The organism is Enterococcus sp. DIV0210g (assembly GCF_050559705.1).
Taxonomy (GTDB): Bacteria; Bacillota; Bacilli; order Lactobacillales; family Enterococcaceae; genus Enterococcus_B; species Enterococcus_B faecalis_A.
Genome location: NZ_CP187903.1, coordinates 1,166,517 through 1,182,647 on the forward strand (window position 1 = coordinate 1,166,517; position 16,131 = coordinate 1,182,647).

The following is a 16,131-nucleotide window of genomic DNA, read 5'->3' on the forward strand; positions in this document are numbered from 1 at the left end:
ACAGATAAAGAACAAATGTTCCAGTTGTTTTGTTATAATAGGAAGAAAGAAATTTGATATAACTGTTGAACACAACAAATAAAGGAGGAGGAAAAATGTCTTTACAATTTATTTTAGGAACCGGAAGAAAAGACCATCAGACAGCTTTAGTTGATGAAACACTTGCTTGGATGGATGAAGACCCAAAGCATGAGGTATTTTTCCTTGTCCCTAACTACAGCAAATTTGAACAGGAGCAGGAATTTTTAGCTGCAGTTCGAGCAAAGGAACAAAAAAAGACATTAAGTACAACCAAGATCCAAGTATTCAGTTTCTATCGTTTGGCTTGGTATTTTTTGCAGCAAACAACACTTTTAAGCGGCAGTGAATTATCCGAAGCAGGTTCTGCGATGCTTTTGCGTCAAGTATTGGCAAAGAGACAAGAGGAACTGACTGTTTTTCGCGGCGAAATCAATAAAAAAGGATTTATCAAACAGCTGCAGGATCTTTACAATGAACTGCAAACAGGAAATATCACACCAGATGATCTGATTGTTCAAGGAATCGAAACACCAAAACAAGAAGATCAGCGCCTGAAAATGCAAGATCTGCAGCTGATTTTCAATACATTTGAAGAAGAGATGTTGATTCATGGCGTCCAATCAGAAAATCAAATGACCTTGTTGGCAAACTACTTGAGTCAGCAAGATCTTTCTCATATCAAATTTATCGTCAGCGGTTTTTCACAATTGAACGCACAAGAGTATCAACTGCTGCGTGTGCTGATGGAAAGAGGGCATTTGACGATCGATCTATTGCTGGATAAAGCTTATCCGGCAACGCCGCCGGAACCACTAGATCTTTTTTATTCGACGGGACAGATTTATTTTCGCTTAAAACAAGCAGCTGCAGAAGCAAGGATACCTGTTTATTTAGACAAACACGCACCAGATAAACCACTTGCACAAGCGATAACGAGTCTTCAAGAAGTCTGGGAAGAAACATCTAGTCAAAAAAGAAGACAGGAACATTCTTTAGGCAAACAACAGGATCTTCGTTTGTGGGAAGCAGAAACGCCTACCGAAGAAATCCGTCAAGCAGCAGTTGAAATTCGCCGTTTAGTCAGTGAAGAAGGCTATCGCTATAGAGATATCCAGATCTTGACCAAAAGTATGGACTTATACAGCGATTTGATCCAGCCTATTTTTGAAGAGATGGCGATTCCTTATTACGTCGATGAGGATCAGCTGATGGAAAGCCATCCGCTGGTAGAATTCATCAATAGTTTGTTTGCGATGGACCGTTCGTATTATCGTTTGCGAGATATCATGCGTTTTTTCAAAACAGAACTGTTTTTGCCGCCAGCAGAAAATCCGCAGTCTTTGGAAGAATGGCTGGAACAGCGGGACCTTTTCCGTCAGCGGCTGGATTTAGCAGAAAATGCCGCGCTTGCTTATAACTACCAAGGAAATCAGTGGCTGCAAGACAAAGAATGGCGTTTTATTGCGTATGATTTTGAAGAAGACAAACTAGAAGATGTTCGCATGCTTGAACAGCAAGCGAATTTGATTCGCCGTCAATTTCAAGAGACAGTTCCTGCTTTTTTTGAAAAAATCAAAAAGAGCAAAACAGGTCAAGAAGCAGCGAGTGTGTTTTATCGATTTTTAGTGACAAGCGGTGTACAAGAACAGCTGATTTTTTGGCGCAACCAAGAAATCGAACGCGGTGATCTTGCGGCGGCTAGAAACCACGAGCAAACATGGGGCGCATTGATCGACCTGTTGGATGAATATGCTGTCATCTATGAAGAAGAACCGTTTGACTGGGCATCTTTCCAGGAAATCATTACCAGTGGTCTTGAAAATCTCAGCTACGGGAAAATCCCTACAGCAATTGACCAGGTGCGTATCAACCGTTTGGAACTTGTCCGCGCAAATCAAGCAAAAGTAACGATTGCTGTTGGTTTAAATGACCAAGTTTTTCCTGACAGGACTGAGACGAAAGGCCTGCTTTCCAGTGAAGAAAGACAACTGTTGAATGATACATTGGAAGAAGGAAAATATCTGTTTGATCCTGCGAAAGAGACGATGAGTATGGAACCTTTCCGTGCCTATCTTGTCTTCAATTCTGCTTCTCAGCATTTGTATTTGAGTTATGCGCAAAGTTACGACACAGATCGTTCATTAAAAATGTCGCCGTATTTGCGCAGGATCAGTGAGTATTTATCTGTTCCGGTAGAGAAAAAAGAACATCTGACATTGAAAAGCAAACCAGAAGCACATGTAGGGACATATAAGAATCTGATTGACGAATTGAATCGTGTTTACCGCATAGCGGCAGACGAAAAGCAAGCTATCCCAACCGTTTGGCAGCAGCTGAAAGATCTGGTACTGCATTCCCAATGGCGAGAATTTGCTTTGAGGATTTTTGAGAGCCAGACACATTTAAATGTTCCGGTTGCTTTGCCGACGGAGCTTGCCGAAGAATTATATGGAAAAGATATCTATACATCGATTTCACGTATGGAAAGTTTTTATCACTGTGAATACAAATATTTTGTTCAATTTGGTTTGAAATTAAAAGAACGTTCAATTTATGGGCTGACACCAGCAGCAACGGGGGACTTTTATCATGAATCGCTGGATCGGTTCTTCAAGCTTCTTTTCTCAAATCAAGTCTCATTAGTGGAAATGACGGATAAACAGCGGGAAGCTTTCACCGAAAAAGTACTAGAAGATGTCTTTGGCGAATTGAAATTTGAGATCCTAGCCAGCTCTGCCCGTATGAACTATATCCGCTACCAATTAGGTCAAACGATCCAAAAAGTCGTCTGGGCATTGCAAAGACAAAGCAAGAATACTGGTCTGCATCCGTTGCAAACGGAAATCTTATTTGGACAAATCGCAGGTGCAAAAGGGATCACTGGCTTAGAATTGCCATTGTCAAATGGCGGGAAACTCCATGTGCGAGGGAAAATCGACCGGGTAGATGTCGCCAATGACCAAGACGAAACATGGTTAAGTGTCGTCGACTACAAGTCAAGCGGCCGTTCATTTGATGTCACAGAAGCTTATTATGGTATGGCGATGCAGCTGCTGACATATTTAGATGTTGCTTTGATGGATGCTGTACATCTGACAGGGCAAGCAGCGGTCAAGCCTGCGGGATCTTATTATCTTCATGTCCATAATCCTGTGCTGAGCGAAGCAGAGAATGTCGATAAAGAAACATTGAAAAAATTCAGTTATGACGGCTTGTTCGTTGATGATCCAGGCTTATTGGAAGTACTTGACCATTCACTTGAAGCAAAAGAAAATTCGCTGATTTATCCAGTGAAGAAAAATGCAAAAGAACAATACCAAAAAGGCAGCTACAGCAAAGAAAAATTCTTTACAGAAGAAGAATTGCAGATGTTTATGGCGCACAACCGCAAAAAAATGCGCTTAGCCGGTGATGCAATCACTTCTGGAGAAATCAAACTGAATCCGTCTTATAAAGACAAACAGCGAATCGCGTGTCAAACATGCCCATTTAGAAGTGTCTGCACATTCGATGTGATGTTGAAAGAAAATAATTATCAACGGCTGGAAAAGCTGAATAAAGAAGAAGCTTTGCGAAGAATGATGGAAGGAAGTGACGAGGAATGAGCAACATTCCTTTAAAACCTCAAAATGAGCGTTTTACAGATGATCAATGGCAAGCGATTTTCGATCAAGGGGATAATCTGCTTGTCTCAGCTTCTGCTGGTTCCGGGAAAACAACTGTTTTGGTTCGCAGAGTGATCGAAAAATTGAAAATGGGTGAAAATATTGACGAATTGCTGATCGTAACTTTTACAGAAGCTGCGGCACGAGAAATGAAGGAGCGTATTCAGGAAGCTCTGCAAGAAGCGGTGAACAGTGAAAGCGATCCAGATAAACTGCAGCATTTCACTAAGCAGCTTTTATTATTGCCGACAGCGAATATCTCTACACTCCATGCGTTTTGTTTAACGGTGATCCGCCGTTTTTATTACCTGATCGATATTGATCCGGTTTTTCGTATGCTGACAGATGAAACAGAAACGATTTTGATGAAAGAAGACGTTTGGGAAGAGCTGCGGGAAACACTTTATGAAAAAAATGATCCACTGTTTTTCCAGCTGACCAGCAATTTTTCAAATGACCGTTCCGATGAAGGGCTGACAAACTTGATTTTTGCACTCTATGAATTTGCACGAGCAAATCCTTCACCAGAAGCGTGGCTGGAACGTTTGGACCAATCCTATCAATTAACAGGAGATCTTGGCAGCTCACCACTTTATCAAGAACAGATCCGACCATTGCTTTTAGCAGATTTACAACAGTGTGTCGCACTTTATGAAGAAATGATCCGCTATGCCCAGCAAGACGAAGGGTTAGTGAAAATATATGATCAAGTTTCTGAAGAATCAGCAATCGTCAATAATGTTTACGGCTTTTTTGTTCAAGATCAGCTGGAGGAAGCTTATGATGCGTTAGGGCAGCTTCGTTTCTCTACATTTAAGAGCAGTCGCAAAGCAGAGTTGAAAGAACTTTCGAACGCCATCAAAGCATTACGAGATCAGGCAAAGAAAATCATCCAAGGCTTGAGTAAGACGTATTTTCCGCTTTCGCCAGATAAAATGAAAGAGATCATGGCAAAAGCTGCTCCATTAGTTACTGAAATGATCCAAGTGGCTAAAGGATTCATGGAAGGTTTTACTGAAAAGAAACGGGAAAAAGGAGTCTTGGATTTCAATGACTTGGAGCATCTGACATTAAAAATACTGACGGATCAATCAGAGGAAGAATGGCAGCCGACTGAAGCTTCTCTTTACTATCGGAAAAAATTCAAAGAAGTAATGGTAGATGAATACCAAGATATCAATCAGCTGCAAGAAGCCATTCTTTATTGGGTAAGAGAACCTGATCCTAAAAAAGGAAACATGTTCATGGTTGGAGACGTGAAACAATCGATTTATTCTTTCCGTTTGGCAGATCCAAGTTTGTTCATTAAAAAATATCAGGATTTTGCGGAAAAAGACGGCGGACGCCGAATTGTTTTGGCCGAAAATTTCCGTTCCAGAGAAGAAGTTCTTTCCTTTACAAATCTGATTTTTGAACAAATCATGGACCCGGCTGTCGGGCAAATCGAGTATGATGAAGCCGCGAAACTGATTACTGGATTCCCAGAATTTCCAGAAAAGGAAGGCTTTGCACCAGAAATCTTGATCTATGAAAAAGAGCAGGAAACGCCAGAAGCGGAATTGCCGGAAGATCTTTGGGTAGAAGATAAAACAGAAGGCGAACTCTTTATGACTGGGTTGAAAATCAGACAATTAGTAGATGAAAAATTCTTGATTTATGATAAGAAAGAAAAACAAGAACGACCTGTTGAATTTCGCGATATCGTTTTATTGACACCTACCAAGAAAAACAACTTGTCGATCTTGGATGTCTTCAAGACGATGGACATCCCATTAGAAATGAACGATGCCCAAAATTATTTTCAAGCAACTGAGATCCGGACAATGATTTCTTTGCTTCAATTGATCGACAATCCGTATCAAGATATTCCATTAGCCGCTGTGTTGCGATCACCGATTGCCGGGTTCAAAGAAGTAGAGATGGCGAAAATACGATTAGCAGATAAAAGCCATACATTCTATGAAGCGTTCTTGACTTATAAAGCAGCAAAAAAAGATGCACTGAGCGAACGGATGGAATCCTTCCATCAATTACTAGACCGCTGGCGGGAAATGGCTCGCAGAAAATCGATCACAGAATTGTTATGGGACATCTACGAAACGACAGGTTATCTGAAATATGTGGCCGGTTTACCCGCAGGACAGCAAAGACAAGCAAATCTCTATGCTTTAGCAGACCGAGCAAAATCTTATGAAAAAAGTTCATTCAGAGGGCTGTATCAATTCGTCCGCTTCATTGAAAAAATGCAGGAAAAAGACAAAGACTTGGCGGAACCAGTGATCGCAACAGCAGATAATGCTGTTCGCGTCATGACGATCCACGCCAGCAAGGGATTGGAATTCCCAGTGGTCTTTTTACTGGATATGACAAAAGAATTCAATTTGCAAGATTTGAGAAGCCGGTATATTTTCGAAGAACGATTAGGAGCCGGTATCCGCTATCTTGACCCCGAAACACGAGTGTTATATGATACATTACCCTACCAAGCAATCAAAACAGCAAAACAAAACAAGCTGTTATCCGAAGAGATGCGGAAGCTTTATGTCGGACTGACTCGAGCAGAGCAAAAATTGTTTATCGTTGGGTCTTATAAAAGCCGTGAACAAACACTGGATACGTGGTCAGAGGCAGGAAACCAAACAAATCTTGTTTTAGACCCAATGCTTCGTTTGAAAAGCCGCAGCAGTTTGATGAATTGGATCGGCTACAGTCTATTCCGCCATCAAAAAATGAAAGAATATTTGACCGAACATGAATCTGCCGCTTTAGAAAGAACCAAGGGGGATTTTTCCATCACTTGGATGAACCAGCAAGAGTTATTAGAAAAACGGCAAGCTTTGGCAACGCAAGAAATCGTGGAAGAAGAAGTTTCAGACGGTACTTCTTTATCGAAAGAATTGAAAAGCAGACTAGAATATGTGTATCCTTACCAAGCGGCGTCGCAAACGACCAGCTATCAATCTGTCTCGGAAATCAAACGGTTATTTGAAGATCCGGATGAAACGCAGACGACAAAACTTGTTTGGGAAAGCAGCCAGAAAAAAGCAATCAACCAAAGATTCCGTTATACACAGGACAAATTAGCTGAACCAAGATTTTTGAATAAAGGCAAACAAGTATCTGCCGCAGCAGTGGGGACAGCAACGCATTATCTCTTACAGCTGCTGCCTTTGGAAACACCAACAGAAGAGTCGATCAAAGAACTGATTGCTGAACTAGTGAAAAAACGATTGATTGATGCCTCCGCAGCGAAAAAAATCCCGATTGCTTCTATAATATGGTTCTTTGGAACAGAGCTCGGACAGCAATTGATCGACCATAAACTTTCCGTAAAAAGAGAACAACCTTTTTCAACATTGGTGTCAGCTGCTTCTGTTTTTGCTGATTATCCAGCAGAAGAAGATGATCTTTTGATCCATGGAATCATTGACGGATATCTTGAATTAGAAAACGAAGTCTGGTTCTATGATTTCAAGACAGATTTCATTTTGCATCCAGAAAATCCAGAAGAAGTAGAGCAGACAGTTGATAAATATCTTGGCCAATTACGTCTTTACCGCCAAGCATTGGCAGATTCCTTAGATAAACCAGTGGCAAAAGGCTATCTTGTTTTATTGAGTGCAAGAAAAATCATCGATATTACTAAGAAATTATAAACAAAAACAAAGTCTCTTACATTTTGTAAGCAACGTGGTATACTTAGAAAAAAAGAGGTGAGAGAATGGAACAAGTAACGACGGAGTTTGCTCTTTGTCCTAAATTTGAAAAGACGTTCTCGATTTTAGGCAAAAAGTGGAACGGATTGATTATCGACGTATTGTTGGAAAATGGTCCGCAGCGCTTTGTTGATCTAGCTGCGAAAATCCCGATGGTCAGTGATCGCGTATTGGCAGAACGTTTGAAAGAATTGGAAAAAGAAAAAATCGTCACAAGAAATATTGCTTGCGGCGAATCCAATCGTTCAGAATATCTATTGACAGAAAAAGGAGCCGATTTGCAAAGTTCGATGCGTCAGCTGCAGATTTGGGGCGAGAAATGGGTCAGAGATGAAGAATGCAGTTGATTTCATCAAAGAAATCTTGTAAACTAAAAGGCAATTGGATATATGAAAGAACGATGACGAAAAAGAGTAGTTTGGTTGAACCTGTCCAGGGAGATCTGCCGGTGACTGAAAGCAGATCCTGTGTTCGAAAAATGAAGTTCACTTTCCGAGTTCGCCTGGGATTTCATCAGGCCGGCAGATAGCCGTTATGTAAGTAAGAGTGCGGGCCCGCAATAGGTTCGCAAATTAGGATGGTACCGCGAAGACCTCGTTCCTTTACAGGAAACGAGGTCTTTTTTTATTCGAAAAGGAGGAAATCAGCAATGTCGTTACAGACACAATTAGAAAACTTAAAAGATGAAACGATCGTAAAAATCTCTGCTGCACAAGATCTGCAGACGCTGAATCAGATTCGTGTAGAAACATTAGGGAAAAAAGGACCAATTACAGAAGTTCTTCGAGGAATGAAAGATTTATCTCCAGAAGAACGTCCAAAAGTGGGTAGTTTCGCTAATGAGATCCGTGATCTTTTATCGCAAGAAATCGACCGAAAAAAACAACTGCTGGAAGAAGCAGCTTTGAATGAAGCGTTAGAAAAAGAAACAATTGATGTGACTTTACCAGGACAAGAAGTACGTCAAGGCACACGTCATATCTTGACTCAAATCATGGAAGAAATCGAGGATATCTTTATTGGAATGGGGTATCAAGTCGTTGAAGGCTATGAAGTCGAATCTGATCATTACAACTTTGAACGAATGAATTTGCCAAAAGATCACCCTGCAAGAGATATGCAAGATACTTTTTATATTTCTGACGATATTTTGATCCGAACACATACATCTCCTGTTCAAGCACGCACAATGGAAAAACATGATTTTTCTAAAGGTGCGCTTCGTATGATTTCTCCAGGAAAAGTGTTCCGCCGCGATACTGATGATGCCACACATAGCCACCAATTCCATCAAATCGAAGGATTAGTCGTTGATAAAAATATCACGATGGGCGATTTGAAAGGGACATTAGAAGTCGTTATGAAAAAAATGTTTGGGGAAGACCGCAGCATTCGTTTGCGTCCAAGCTATTTCCCATTTACTGAACCTTCTGTAGAAGTAGATGTCAGCTGCTTCAAATGCGGCGGCAAAGGCTGTAATGTCTGCAAATACACTGGTTGGATCGAGATTTTAGGAGCCGGCATGGTTCATCCTCACGTCTTAGAAATGTCTGGGATCGATCCAAAAGAATACTCAGGTTTTGCTTTCGGGATCGGACCTGACCGCGTAGCTATGCTGCGTTATGGTGTCAATGATATTCGTCATTTCTATCAAAATGATCTACGTTTCTTAAGTCAATTCAAAGGGGAGTAAAAAAATGTTAGTTTCATACAAATGGTTGAATCAGTATGTTGATTTATCAGGAATCACCGCAAAAGAACTTGCGGATAAAATGTCTGTTACTGGGATAGAAGTAGAAGGGATCACTGTTCCAGAAGAAGGATTGAAAAAGATCGTTGTCGGCGAAGTCAAAGAATGTATTCCGCATCCTGACTCTGATCATCTATCGATCTGCCAAGTAGACATCGGCGAAGACGAACTGTCACAAATCGTTTGCGGTGCACCAAATGTCAAAGCAGGCATCAAAGTAATCGTAGCATTGCCAAACTCTCGCATCGCCGGCAATGTCAAAATCAAAAAAGGGAAAATGCGCGGCCAAGTTTCTAACGGTATGATCTGTGCGTTGCAAGAAATCGGTTATCCTGACAGCGTTGTGCCGAAAGAATATGCAGAAGGCATTTACTACATGCCGCAAGATGCAGTAAACGGCGAACCAGTCTTTTCATATTTAGACATGGATGACAGTATTATTGAACTTTCTATCACACCAAACCGAGCAGATGCACTATCTATGCGCGGCGTTGCCTATGAAGTAGGAGCAATTTATCGTAAAAAACCTGTTTTCAACGATGAACCGCTTGTTGAAACAGATCGTCCTGCTGCTGAAAAAATCAAAGTTACAGTAGAAGATAAAACGGCAGCACCTGCTTATCAAATCCGAATCATTGAAAATGTCAAGATCGCACCAAGTCCGCAGTGGATCCAAAATATTTTAATGAATGCAGGTATCCGTCCAATCAACAATGTGGTTGACGTAACCAATTATATTTTATTACTATTTGGACAACCGCTTCATGCATTCGATTATGACAAACTTCAATCAGAAGAAATCGTTGTACGTTATGCAAAAGAACAAGAAACATTAACTACACTGGATGGCGAAGAACGAAACTTAACAGAAGAAAATCTAGTGATCACCAACGGAAAAGAACCGGTAGCACTTGCTGGGGTAATGGGCGGTTTGGATTCTGAGATAACAGAAACAACAGTCACTGTTGCGCTAGAAGCTGCATTGTTCGATCCGCTATCGATTCGCAAAACATCAAAACAATTCAATTTGAGAAGTGAATCTTCTTCTCGCTTTGAAAAAGGGATCAATCAAGGGACAGTAGATGAAGCAGCGGAAGTTGCAGCAGCAATGATTGCTTCATTAGCAGGCGGAGAAGTGCTGAAAGGTGCAGTCAAAGGAACAGAAGTCGCAGTAGAAAACGCGGAAGTATCCATTACATTAGACCGCATCAACCGTTATTTGGGAACAGAACTGTCCTCAGAAGAAGTAGAAGAAATCTTTGATACATTAGGGTTTGCCAGCCGTAAAGAAAACGATATTTATACAGTCAGTGTACCGTCAAGACGTTGGGATATCCATATCGAAGCGGATATTATCGAAGAAGTTGCTCGAATCTACGGCTATGACCGTTTGCCGTCAACACTTCCAAAAGGCGAAACAGTCGCTGGAAGCTTGACAACAGAACAAGCAGCAACACGTAAAATCCGTACAGTTTTAGAAGGCAGCGGCTTAACTGAAACAATCAATTATGCATTGATTACAGAAGAAAAATCTCGTCAGTTCACGACAAAAGACAGCAATATCACACGTTTGAGCTGGCCGATGAGCGAGGATCGTTCTGTATTGCGCATGAACTTGATCAGCGGACTTCTTGATAGTGTAGCTTACAATACAGCACGCAAGAACAACCAAGTAGCGTTATATGAGATTGGTCGTGTTTTCTACCAAGAAAATGATCCATTGACACATTTGCCGCAAGAAATGAAGCATTTGGGACTAGCTGTTTCTGGTATCTGGCAAGAAAAAGATTGGCAAACAAAAGGCGAAACAGTCGACTTTTTCACTGTTAAAGGTCTTTTAGAAAACTTGTTTGCACAATTCTCTCTAACAGAAAAAATCAGCTATCAAGCAGTATCGATGCCGGAAATGCATCCAGGACGTACAGCGGAGATCTATGTTGGTGAGAAAAAACTTGGATTCGTAGGACAGATTCATCCAACCATTGCGAAAGAATATGAAATCCCAGAAACATATGCAGCTGAAATCGATCTTCAGGTATTGTTCGAAGAAGCACAAGAAGGGATCCATTATCAAGCAGTGACAAAATTCCCAACTGTCAGCCGCGACATGGCGATGTTAGTTTCTGAGTCTGTAACAAATCAGCAAATTGCAGATGTCATCAAAACTTCTGCTGGTAAATTCTTTACAGGAAGCCGCTTATTCGATGTTTATCAAGGTGAAAATATCGAAACAGGGAAGAAATCAATGGCTTACAGCCTAACATTCATGAACCCTGAAGCAACATTGACGGATGAAGAAATCAACAAAGCAATCGAAAAAACAACTGCTGCCTTGTCTGAACATCTCGGCGCAGTAATCCGATAATCAGTGAACTATTGTCAGAAAATCAAGACAGAAGTGTTTGCGGAGACAAGTTTTGACACAAACATATCTGATGTAAAACAAAAAAACCGTACTTGTTCGATCGAAATCGAGCAAGTACGGTTTTGATTTGTGTTGATTAGCTGAAGTAGCTGATACCCATTGCTTTTTTCACTTCGGCTAATGTAGCCGCCGCAGTTTTTTGCGCTTCTTGGCTGCCTTTTTGCAACATTTCCATGACAGCTCCTGGATCTTTTGCCAATTCTTCGCGACGTGCACGGATCGGACCAAATTCTGCTTCCAGTACATCGATCAAATAACGTTTGATCTTGACATCACCAAGTCCGCCGCGGCGATAGTGATCTTTCATCTCTTCAATTGCTTCTTTGTCTGTGCCGAAGACATCTAAGTAAGTGAAAACCATATTTCCTTCCACTTGTCCTGGGTCAGCAACATGGATGTGATTCGGGTCTGTATACATGCTCATGACTTTCTTCTGTAAGACATCAGCAGGATCTGAGATGTAAATGCCGTTATTTAATGATTTGCTCATCTTGCCGTTTCCGTCGATACCAGGAAGACGACCCATACCTTTTGGAGGGAAAACGCCTTTTGGTTCAACTAACACATCGCCGTAAGTATGATTGAAACTTTGGACGATCTCTTGTGTTTGTTCCAGCATTGGTTTTTGATCTTCGCCAACTGGGACAAGGTTTGCTTTAAAGGCTGTAATATCGGCTGCTTGCGAAACAGGGTAGATGAAGAAGCCTGCTGGGACACTTTCGCCGAATTTCTTTTGTTCGATCTCTGTTTTGACTGTTGGGTTTCTTCTAACGCGGCCTACGCTGACCAAGTTCAGATAATACATCGTCAATTCTGCTAGTTCAGGGATTTGCGATTGGATGAACAAAGTAGATTTCGCAGGATCTAATCCTACAGAAAGATAGTCCAAAGCTACTTCTAATACATTAGAAGAAACTTTTTCGGGATTTTTTGCGTTGTCTGTTAACGCCTGCATGTCAGCTATCATTACGAACAAACGATTCGTTTCGTCTGCTTGCATTTCTACACGTTTTTTTAGTGATCCGACATAGTGGCCCAAGTGAAGTTTGCCAGTTGGGCGATCGCCGGTCAAGATAATATTTTTCAAAAAAACACCTCTTTGGTTACAATTTTTCAATTCTTGGCATCTACCATCTTACCGTTTTTTTTTTAAAGAAACAACTGTTCAAACAGAAAACTGCGTCTTTATTTGAAAATACTGAAAAATGTCCCAGAAATAAAAAATGTTATGTTATAACTTTTTTTAAACTTTACAACTGATAACTTTTTCCTATATAATGTGTTTCATTACAAATTTATAAACAGATTAAAGATGTTCTTACTAAATAATAATGGGAGTGTAATATATGGCAATGATAGAATTCAAGAACGTAGAAAAGTACTATGGCAAATTTCACGCGTTGAAAAATATCAACCTTGAATTTGAAAAGGGGGAAGTTGTCGTTGTCATCGGACCATCCGGCTCAGGTAAAAGTACGATGCTTCGCTGTATCAATGGTTTAGAAACAACCTCTTCTGGAGAATTGCTAATCAACGGCAAGAATCTTCATGATAAAAATACCAAATTGACAGAGATCCGAAAAAATATTGGGATGGTATTCCAGCATTTCAATCTTTATCCAAATAAAACTGTTTTAGAAAATATCACATTAGCACCAATCAAAGTCTTGAAACAAGACCAAGGAAGTGCAGTGAAGAACGCTGAGAAATTCTTGAAGACAGTAAATATGTACGATAAAAAAGATTCATATCCATCTATGCTTTCAGGCGGACAGCAGCAACGGGTAGCAATCGCACGCGGTTTAGCGATGAATCCGGAGATGCTGTTATTTGATGAGCCGACTTCTGCATTGGACCCAGAAATGATCGGGGATGTATTAGATGTTATGAAAAAATTAGCACATGACGGTATGTCGATGATCGTCGTGACCCACGAAATGGGCTTTGCAAAAGAAGTAGCAGACCGTGTCATCTTTATGGCGGATGGTGAAGTTCTAGAAGACAGCCGTAATGTGAAAGAATTCTTTGAACAGCCAAAAGAGGAACGAGCAAAACAATTCATCAGCAAAGTAATCAACCACTAGGAGGAACAGAATGAAAACACTTAAAAACTTTCGTCTTTTTTTTCTTTTGGGCATCGTGTTGGCAGCTTTAGCAGGATGTGGAGCAAAAAGCGCTGCGAACCAAGATGTATTGGAGCAGGCGAAAAAGAATGATGTCATCACTTGGGGTGTAAAATACGATACCCGTCTATTTGGAATGATGGATATCAAATCAAGAGAAGTCAAAGGTTTTGATATCGATATTGCGAAAGCGGTAACTGAAAAAATCCTTGGCAGAGATGGCCATGCTGAATTTGTCGAAGTAACGTCTAAGACAAGAATTCCTTTATTAAAAAACGGAAATATCGATGCTATCATCGCGACAATGACGATTACCGACGAACGAAAGAAACAAGTCGATTTTTCAGACGTCTATTTTGATGCAGGACAGTCGCTGCTTGTGAAAAAAGGCAGCCCAATCAAAAGTGTAGAAGATCTAGATTCTTCTACCACAGTATTAGCGGTCAAAGGCTCAACTTCTGCTGCAAACATCCGCGAACATGCACCAGATGCAAGAATCCTTGAACTTGAGAACTATGCTGAAGCGTTCACGGCATTGCAGTCTGGCCAAGGACAAGCAATGACGACCGACAATGCGATCCTTTTAGGAATGGCAGATGAAAATCCTGACTACACATTAGTTGGCGGAACATTTACCAATGAACCTTATGGCATCGCGATCAATAAGGGGCAAGAGCCGTTTCTGAAAGCTGTCAACAAAGCGCTTGAAGAAATGCTGACAGACGGGACATACGATAAAATCTATCAAAAATGGTTCCCAGAAACAGAAGACGGCAAGGTCGAGTAGGGAGGAAATAGGATGAGCGGATTAATACAAACATACGGATCGGCCTTTTTGGAAGGTTTTAAGTATACGATTTTATCTAGTCTTTTAGCGCTTTTTTTCAGTTTGGTCATCGGAACATTGATGGCGATTTTCCAACTGTCAACAAACAAAGTGATCAAAGGATTAGCAAAAGCGTATGTTGAATTTTTCAGAAACATACCGCTTTTGATCATCGTTATGTTTTTCTATGTAGTCGTACCGATTTATTGGATCAGTTTTGACGGCTTCCAAGCAGGGACGATCGGCTTGACGATCTACACTTCTGCGTTTATTGCAGAAACAGTGCGTTCTGGTATCCAAACAGTGCCAAAAGGGCAGATGGAAGCAGGGCTTTCAGCAGGATTTACGTATTCTGAGACAATGCGTTATATCATTTTGCCGCAAGCATTTAAAATCGTGATCCCGCCGCTAGGAAACCAATTCATCAACTTGATCAAGAATTCATCGATCTTGGCGATGGTAGCGGGTTTGGATCTGATGTATCAAGGAGACTTGATCGCAAGCGAAACATTCAATACATTTGATACGTATATCGTTGTTGGATTATTTTATTTGATACTGACATTGCCATTATCTTATTTGATGGTCTATCTTGAAAAAAAATGGGCAGTACGTTCTTAGAAAGGAGGAAAATAGATGGATTTTGCTGGTGCTTTTTCATGGATGAATATCCGCTTTTTACTAGACGGGTTAAGAGTAACTGTTGAAGTTTCTGCTATTTCAATGATTTTGAGTCTCTTTTTTGGCGGTCTGACAGGGGTGCTTCGTTTTGCGGATATCCCAGTGCTTTCTAAGGTAATTGGGGTCATTATTGATATTATTCGGAATCTTCCGCTGCTGCTGATTATTTTCTTCACTTATTTCGCTTTACCGCAAATCGGGATAAAATTAGATATTTTCTGGTCAGCAATTGCAGCTTTGGCGATTTTTGAATCTGCAATGCTTTCAGAGATTTTCCGTGCAGGATTGAATGCCGTACCAAAAGGGCAGATGGAGGCCGGACTTTCAACAGGATTGTCTTATGTAGACACGATGAGGATCATCATTTTTCCTCAAGCTTTCAAGTCGATGATCCCAGCGATCGTCAGCCAATTGATCTCATTGATCAAAGATACGTCATTGGCAGTCATTATTTCTTTACCGGAATTGACCCATCATGCGCGAATCGTTTATGGACAAAATACGAATTATGTTTTGCCGATGTTCGTAGCAATGACATTGATGTACTTTGTGATTTGTTATATCTTGTCTGTCTTTTCACGCTTTTTGGAAAAAAGAAATTACAGCTATTAATAATAATCTTGCAGAAGAAAAAGGAGTCTGGCTTTGTCCAGCTCCTTTTTTGTTTTTGATCAGCTGCTTTTTTAAACAGAATGGTTGCGGTCGCTTGGAAATCTTGGCGGCAGATCTTTTGTCAGGTCGTCTAGTTTTTTTTCGATATCGGTTACTGTGTTCTCAGGCCCGTCAGAATCCTCTTTTTTCGGCATGTCTAGCCCTTCTTTTTCTGCTAATTCATCGATTTTTTTGAAGTCTTCTCCTAAATCTTTTTCCTTTGCTAATTTGTCTAAAAAGTCATCTTTTGGCATATCGGCACCTCCTTTGTGT

The 16,131-nt window shown here is 40.7% G+C and carries 11 protein-coding genes; 9 read left to right on the plus strand and 2 right to left on the minus strand.

Annotated elements, in window-relative coordinates:
* Positions 1 to 95 precede the first annotated feature (95 nt).
* The 5 genes from IGI64_RS05720 to pheT all read left to right on the plus strand — a co-directional run bounded on the left by IGI64_RS05720 (position 96) and on the right by pheT (position 11,517).
* Entirely contained in the window at positions 96 to 3,626 is a 3,531-nt protein-coding gene (locus tag IGI64_RS05720; RefSeq protein ID WP_429939818.1) for a PD-(D/E)XK nuclease family protein, read from the plus strand.
* A complete protein-coding gene (gene addA / locus IGI64_RS05725; RefSeq protein ID WP_429939819.1) occupies positions 3,623 to 7,342 on the plus strand; it encodes a helicase-exonuclease AddAB subunit AddA in 3,720 nt (1,239 codons plus the stop codon). Before IGI64_RS05720 ends, addA begins: the two co-directional genes overlap by 4 nt.
* 65 nt (positions 7,343 to 7,407) lie before the next feature.
* Positions 7,408 to 7,749 (plus strand): winged helix-turn-helix transcriptional regulator, encoded by a 342-nt coding sequence (locus tag IGI64_RS05730; RefSeq protein ID WP_016625248.1) that lies wholly within the window; start codon positions 7,408 to 7,410, stop codon positions 7,747 to 7,749.
* Between the two features lie 302 nt (positions 7,750 to 8,051).
* Positions 8,052 to 9,095: a phenylalanine--tRNA ligase subunit alpha gene (pheS, locus tag IGI64_RS05735; RefSeq protein ID WP_429939820.1), complete on the plus strand. Its 1,044-nt coding sequence runs from the start codon at positions 8,052 to 8,054 to the stop codon at positions 9,093 to 9,095.
* 4 nt (positions 9,096 to 9,099) lie between these two features.
* Positions 9,100 to 11,517 (plus strand): phenylalanine--tRNA ligase subunit beta, encoded by a 2,418-nt coding sequence (gene pheT, locus IGI64_RS05740; protein WP_429939821.1) that lies wholly within the window; start codon positions 9,100 to 9,102, stop codon positions 11,515 to 11,517.
* A gap of 136 nt (positions 11,518 to 11,653) precedes the next feature.
* On the opposite strand, the gene trpS is transcribed toward pheT, so the two are convergent.
* The gene (gene trpS, locus IGI64_RS05745; RefSeq protein ID WP_429939822.1) at positions 11,654 to 12,664 is read right to left on the minus strand and encodes a tryptophan--tRNA ligase; all 1,011 of its coding nucleotides are present in this window, start codon (positions 12,662 to 12,664) and stop codon (positions 11,654 to 11,656) included.
* A gap of 259 nt (positions 12,665 to 12,923) precedes the next feature.
* On the opposite strand from trpS, the gene IGI64_RS05750 reads away from it, so the two are divergent.
* From IGI64_RS05750 to IGI64_RS05765, 4 genes are read left to right on the plus strand one after another with little or no spacing between them, the layout of a single operon-like run.
* Positions 12,924 to 13,661 (plus strand): amino acid ABC transporter ATP-binding protein, encoded by a 738-nt coding sequence (locus IGI64_RS05750; RefSeq protein WP_429939823.1) that lies wholly within the window; start codon positions 12,924 to 12,926, stop codon positions 13,659 to 13,661.
* A 10-nt stretch (positions 13,662 to 13,671) separates the two neighbouring features.
* Entirely contained in the window at positions 13,672 to 14,487 is an 816-nt protein-coding gene (locus tag IGI64_RS05755; RefSeq protein WP_429939824.1) for a transporter substrate-binding domain-containing protein, read from the plus strand.
* Positions 14,488 to 14,499: 12 nt separating this feature from the next.
* On the plus strand, positions 14,500 to 15,147 hold the full coding sequence (locus IGI64_RS05760; protein ID WP_016625242.1) for an amino acid ABC transporter permease: 648 nt from the start codon (positions 14,500 to 14,502) through the stop codon (positions 15,145 to 15,147).
* Positions 15,148 to 15,162: 15 nt separating this feature from the next.
* Positions 15,163 to 15,819 carry an amino acid ABC transporter permease gene (locus tag IGI64_RS05765; RefSeq protein ID WP_016625241.1) on the plus strand — a complete coding sequence of 219 codons (657 nt, stop codon included), beginning with the start codon at positions 15,163 to 15,165 and terminating at the stop codon, positions 15,817 to 15,819.
* Positions 15,820 to 15,890: 71 nt separating this feature from the next.
* Here IGI64_RS05765 and IGI64_RS05770 read toward each other — a convergent pair whose 3' ends face one another.
* A complete protein-coding gene (locus tag IGI64_RS05770; protein ID WP_034862954.1) occupies positions 15,891 to 16,112 on the minus strand; it encodes a hypothetical protein in 222 nt (73 codons plus the stop codon).
* Between the last annotated feature and the right edge of the window lie 19 nt (positions 16,113 to 16,131).

Bases quoted from the DNA above. Each gene is read 5' to 3' on its own strand.
- pheS (WP_429939820.1), top strand. From the start codon at position 8,052: ATGTCGTTACAGACACAATTAGAAAACTTAAAAGATGAAACGATCGTA.
- IGI64_RS05765 (WP_016625241.1), top strand. From the start codon at position 15,163: ATGGATTTTGCTGGTGCTTTTTCATGGATGAATATCCGCTTTTTACTA.
- IGI64_RS05730 (WP_016625248.1), top strand. From the start codon at position 7,408: ATGGAACAAGTAACGACGGAGTTTGCTCTTTGTCCTAAATTTGAAAAG.
- IGI64_RS05755 (WP_429939824.1), top strand. From the start codon at position 13,672: ATGAAAACACTTAAAAACTTTCGTCTTTTTTTTCTTTTGGGCATCGTG.
- IGI64_RS05770 (WP_034862954.1), bottom strand. From the start codon at position 16,112: ATGCCAAAAGATGACTTTTTAGACAAATTAGCAAAGGAAAAAGATTTA.
- IGI64_RS05750 (WP_429939823.1), top strand. From the start codon at position 12,924: ATGGCAATGATAGAATTCAAGAACGTAGAAAAGTACTATGGCAAATTT.
- IGI64_RS05720 (WP_429939818.1), top strand. From the start codon at position 96: ATGTCTTTACAATTTATTTTAGGAACCGGAAGAAAAGACCATCAGACA.
- IGI64_RS05760 (WP_016625242.1), top strand. From the start codon at position 14,500: ATGAGCGGATTAATACAAACATACGGATCGGCCTTTTTGGAAGGTTTT.
- addA (WP_429939819.1), top strand. From the start codon at position 3,623: ATGAGCAACATTCCTTTAAAACCTCAAAATGAGCGTTTTACAGATGAT.
- pheT (WP_429939821.1), top strand. From the start codon at position 9,100: ATGTTAGTTTCATACAAATGGTTGAATCAGTATGTTGATTTATCAGGA.